The sequence below is a fragment of the Gammaproteobacteria bacterium genome (genome assembly GCA_003696665.1).
Lineage (GTDB): Bacteria > Pseudomonadota > Gammaproteobacteria > Enterobacterales.
The window spans coordinates 1-5,270 of the sequence record RFGJ01000076.1 but is presented as its reverse complement, the minus strand read 5'-3'; the positions used below and the strand labels follow the sequence as shown (position 1 = coordinate 5,270).

The window sequence follows — 5,270 nt, the reverse complement described above, 5'->3', positions numbered from 1 at the left end:
GTCAGAGCAAGAAATACAGCGCTGTGCCAAGTACAATCAAGCCACCAATTAGCCAATAACCAACCACGGTGCGTTTTCCCTTTTCTTCACTTGTGGATGGTGTGACTGACCCATTCGCACCGGTGAGCTGACCAGCTTTGAACACAAATTCCACTTTGCCAAAGCGGACTCGATCTCCATTGTTCAAACGGATGACGCTAATTTTTTTGCCATTGACGAAAGTACCGTTTGACGACAGCAAATTGGCGATTTGCCAGCTCCCATTGTCCAAAGTGATTTTCGCGTGCATGGCAGACACGCTTGGGTCATCGATGACAATATCTTGGTCGCTGTTACGGCCAATGGTCACCGAGGTATTCATAAAATTAAAAACCTTCCCATCAACTGGTGGTGTGATGCCAACCAGCATAGAACCCTCATCTCCTGCGAGCAATTTTACTTTGAGTTGCTCTTGAATCGCGGCCTCAACCTCTTCGGGCGAAAAGATCATGGTGCCCTGAGGTCCAGATTTCTTTTCGTTGCTCGATTGTGCCATATCGAGATCCTAGTTGATCATTTTTCCTAGAGTGTAGCGAAAAATCTGATGTCTGTCGCGTGATCCGATGTTTCAAAATTGCATTGTTTGTCGCGAATGAATATGGTGTTATCAGACGATTAACGCCATCTGGGGGCTTCATGGAGGTTTATACAGCGTCATTGACACACACAGGCTGTGTGCGCCAGCACAACGAGGATGCTGTCTTTGTTGACGAGGGCCTTGGTCTCTACCTGGTCGCGGATGGCATGGGTGGTCATGCCGCTGGTGAGGTAGCGAGTCAACTTGTGGTTGACGTCGTACGGGATGCCGTGCAAAACGGGGCGTCCCTTGCTGCTGCGCTTCACCGCGCGCATAGGGATATCAAAACGGCATCAGATAAGGGGGTAGGCAAGCCTGGCATGGGGTCGACTGTTGTCGCGGCCTGTTTGCGGGGTAAAGAATTATTAATTGCGTGGGTGGGCGACAGTCGAGCGTACTTGTTTCGTGACTTGGGCAATGGCTTGACGCTGACACAGGTAACGAAGGACCATTCATTTGTTCAGCGGCTGATGGATGCTGGGGCCATTAGTCAGGAAGAAGCGCGCAATCATCCCAAGCGCAATCTGATCACTCAATCACTTGGCGCTGAGCAACTTGAAAACGTTGAGGTTGATGAGACTAAGCTAAAACTCATGCCAGGTGATAAGATCTTGTTGTGCAGTGATGGGTTGTCAGGGGAACTTCGGGATGATGAGCTTCTTGCTATTGTCAAAAAGCATGGGGATGCTCCAGAAGTGTTGGTACAGGCGCTTGTGCAGGCCGCCTGTGACGCGGGTGGGAATGACAATATTTCAGTTGTGGCCATTTGCATTCCCAGCCAACCAGAAGAGAAGAAGCGCGTTTTTATGAAAGGCTTGGTTCGGAGATTCAAACAATTTTTGACCAGAGAATAACAAGAATGAGTGCAAACGAATCGACGTCAATAAAAATTCCGGGATACGAAATTCTGCGGGAAATTGGCCAGGGTGGTATGGCAACTGTTTATTTGGCGCGCCATATAAAGCTTGAACGGGAAGTGGCCCTGAAAATTATGTCACCTGCGCTTGCCGCGGATCCGACATTTGGTGATCGCTTTAGTAAGGAAGCAAGGATTGTTGCTCAGCTGGAACATCCTGGCATCGTTGGCATTTATGATGTCGGGAACTATGGCACTTACCACTATATGTCGATGCAATATGTGCCAGGTGGCGATCTCACCGAAAAAATCAAGAAGGGATTGTCGGTAAAGAAGTCGCTCGAAATTCTGAGAAAAGTTGCCGTTGCGCTTGATTTCGCCCATCGCAAAGGATATGTGCACAGGGACCTCAAGCCGGAGAACATCTTGTTTGACGAAAAAGGTCGGCCAATGTTGACTGATTTCGGGATCGCTAAAGCTTCTAACGCAACCACGCAAATGACACAAGCTGGCTCGGCCATTGGAACACCACGCTATATGAGCCCGGAACAAGCAAGAGGTCAAAAGGCAGATCACCGTTCTGACCTCTATAGTCTTGGCGTGATTTTGTATGAAATGCTCACTGGCAAGGTCCCTTACGATGCAGAAGATCCCCTGGCAATAGGGATCAAGCATGTGACCGAGCCTGTGCCAACGCTGCCTCCAAGATTTCGCCATGTCCAGCCGCTTATCAATAAATTGATGGCAAAAAATCCGGAGCAGCGTTTTCAATCGGCGCGAGAGCTTGTTCAGGCAATTGACCGACTGACCGGAGAACGGCCTGTCGAGGATGACGAAGATGTGATGGTCACCGGTGCGCATGATCGCATTGGCGTTATCCCAGACAAGGCGAAGCCTCCCTCACATTTTGGGCGCATTGTTTTTTGGTCGGTTTTTGTTCTGATTTTGCTTGGTTTGCCGACACTGAGTTACTTTAAGCCCGGTCACATTCCTTACCTTGATCAATGGGTGGATGAAGTGACCGGTCGGGCAGAAGCGCGTCGCCTTGCTGAGCAAAAGGCTGCCGAAGAGGCCGCACGGCTAACGCGTTTGTTGGCATTGCAGCAACAACTCGCGCAAGCCATTCAAGCGCCAATTAAATCGGCTCGACAAGTGACCGAAGCGCTCAATACGGCAAAGCGCATACAGGTGCTGGCCAACAACGATGTGAACAGTCAGACACTCTTGCGTCAATTGGTCGATCATTGGCTGGCAGAGGCCGAACGACTGATCGCAGCAAATTCTTTTGAGCTGGCCGACGTGGTTGTGGCAAGTGCACAAACACTTGCTCCCGAGCGCCGCGAGGTGTCAGCCATGAGCACAAAGCTTGTCGAAGCAAAGCAAGCCTGGGAACAAGCACAGGAAGAAGCCCGAATTCAAGCCGAAGTCAAAAAGCGGTTGGAACAGGAGAAGGCTCAAAAAGCCGCGCAAATAAAAGCCTTTTTGCAGAAGGCAAAAGAAGCAGAAAAGGCGGGACGTTACAGTGAACCCGAAAATGAAAGCGCTTGGTATTATTATCGGCAAGTGCTTGAGCTAGAACCTGGCAATGAAGACGCGCGCAAAGGTATCAGGGGGTTGGTTTCTGTGTATCTGACCTTAGCCAGCAAGGCAGCTAAAGCCAAGAAATTTGCGACGGCAGAGAAATATTTGGCGCGTGCCTTCACAATCGATCCAACCGATACGCGCATCGCGTCAGCACAAAAAGCACTGGCTGAACAACGCCAGGCCATTGAGACAGCGAAGGCGGAGAAAAAGCCTGAGTTGGGCGACGCGGGCGAGCCGCCCGCCAAAGTCGAGTCGGAGGTGGATCCCCTGAAGCAGTTGCAGATTCAAGTGTTGCTTCGCGGGGCACAACGTGCGATGAAGGCTGGGCGGCTGATTCCGCCGCAACGCAATAATGCCCTTGAAAAGCTGGCGAGAATCCTCAAGCTTGACCCGGCGAATCCCGAGGCGAAAAAAGGAATTCGCGCAATTCATAATAAGTTGTTAGCATTGGCTCAAACGGCGGAAAAGAATGGACAAAACCAGCGGGCGACGGTTTTGTATCAAGCGGCTGACAAGATAACAAAGGAATTTCCGCTATTATTTCAAAAATAGTTGTAATCATTGAGGGTCGACAATGCGAATTCGTCATTGGTGGATTATTGTTTTCTTGGGGCTGATATTGACGGCCTGTGGTAGCCGCGGGCCCAGGTACTCCGTACAGGACATACAACAAGCCAGGCAAGCTGGACAACTGAACCAGTTTTATGAGCGTCTCAAGGCGGAGTCGACTCAGTATCCGCGTGATAAGAAGCTTAAGAGCTTATTGGAGCAAGCTCGACAGACATTAGCGAAAGATACAGCGGCAAATATTCGCACTCAGTTGGAGGACGCGCGCATCGGTGGCGGGTTTGTGCCATTGCGCGACGTCAATCGTATATATGCCAAGGCTGTAGAGTTGGCGAGTTTGGATGCAACGCTCGGCCGCCAGTTAATGGATACGTTGGTGGTTGAGCGGCAAAATACCGAGAAAATGATGGATCTGGAACGTAAACGGTTTGCTGATCCCTCACGTTCCTGGCTTGAGCGTGTTGAGGCGGCACAACGCTGGCATACACTAAGCCAAACAGAAGATTCTGAGAAACGTTATCTGGCATTTAAGGAACAAGCAGTGAAAACGCTGCTGCGCACGGCGCTTGAGGCGATGGATGCTCAGGATTATGGGCGTGCCCAGAAACTGCTGGAAATGGTGAAAAAAATAGCACCGGAAACACCAAATCTTGAAGCACGCTTGGCACAGGCCGAAGCTGGCCTATCCAATCAAAATTTCACTGAGCTGTTGGAGCAAGGAAAAGTTGAATCAGCTTATCAGTTGATGAAACAGGCCACCCACCGTCCTGGGTTTGAACGTTTTAGGCAAGATGCGTTGCCGATGGCAAAGCTTATGGAGAATTACTTTGTCAAGCAAGGGGCAGCGTGGGCGAAGCGCAAGCATTGGTGGGAGGCGTTTACGGCTTTTCGAAAGGCACATCAGGTGCGAAGAATTTTAGGCTTGCCCGACCAGTCAAGTGGCTTTCGTGGCGAAATGCCTTTTTTGCGACACCTTTGGTCGCAAGCCAATAAGTTGAACCGGGCTGGCCGTTATGGACATGCCTATGGTTTATTGACAGTGATGGTCGAACTTGCGCCGAAGTACCCTGGACTGCCGGCACAATTGCAGAAGATAGAGGACAGCGTGGCAGAGCGTGCCAAGACCGGGCTTAGTTTGTCTGCGTTTGAAGATTTGCCGGGCAAACCGGGGATAGGCGCAGGCATTGTTAGTCGTGTGACACGGCAGTTGCTTGAAAAACTTTCTCATGATGTCAAAGTGTTAGAGCGAGAGCAACTCGAAACCATCTTGCAAGAGCGCGCGATGACGAGGAATCGCGGCGGAAAAGTCTTTGCGTCAGCCGACTATTTTATTGAAGGTCGGGTGGTTGATGCACGCGTGGAACAGTCTGACTCGAAAGGGACGGAGCGGCGGCGAGTTCCGGTACGTTATGAAATGGGACAAAATCCAGAGTGGTTGGCATGGAAACGTAATGGTCGAAATGGTCCCGAACCACCCAAAATGGCCAAGTTACCAGTGATGGAAGATGTGACGATTCACATCACACACCATCGTAAAGTGGCTTTGTTGACGGTATCGTTCCGTATTATCGAAGCAGCGACTGCGAAAGTGGTTTACACAGACACGGTGAAGGCGTCCAAAGAGGTGACGGGACGTTCAGTCGAAGG

At 50.6% G+C, this 5,270-nt stretch carries 4 protein-coding genes; 3 read left to right on the top strand and 1 reads right to left on the bottom strand.

The genetic code is table 11. The features are described 5' to 3' along the window. Nucleotide 1: 1 nt before the first annotated feature. Nucleotides 2-535: an FHA domain-containing protein gene (locus D6694_02665; protein RMH47081.1), complete on the bottom strand. Its 534-nt coding sequence runs from the start codon at nucleotides 533-535 to the stop codon at nucleotides 2-4. Between the two features lie 59 nt (nucleotides 536-594). On the opposite strand from D6694_02665, the gene D6694_02660 reads away from it, so the two are divergent. From D6694_02660 to D6694_02650, 3 genes are all read left to right on the top strand, one after another. After that, nucleotides 595-1,470, top strand: a complete 876-nt coding sequence (locus tag D6694_02660; protein RMH47080.1) for a serine/threonine-protein phosphatase — start codon at nucleotides 595-597, stop codon at nucleotides 1,468-1,470. A 5-nt stretch (nucleotides 1,471-1,475) separates the two neighbouring features. After that, entirely contained in the window at nucleotides 1,476-3,608 is a 2,133-nt protein-coding gene (locus D6694_02655; GenBank protein ID RMH47079.1) for a serine/threonine protein kinase, read from the top strand. A 22-nt stretch (nucleotides 3,609-3,630) separates the two neighbouring features. Next, a partial coding sequence (locus tag D6694_02650) for a hypothetical protein (protein RMH47078.1) occupies nucleotides 3,631-5,270 on the top strand: 1,640 nt, incomplete at its 3' end.

Coding starts and splice junctions, on each gene's coding strand:
- D6694_02665 (RMH47081.1), bottom strand. CDS start 535: ATGGCACAATCGAGCAACGAAAAGAAATCTGGACCTCAGGGCACCATG.
- D6694_02655 (RMH47079.1), top strand. CDS start 1,476: ATGAGTGCAAACGAATCGACGTCAATAAAAATTCCGGGATACGAAATT.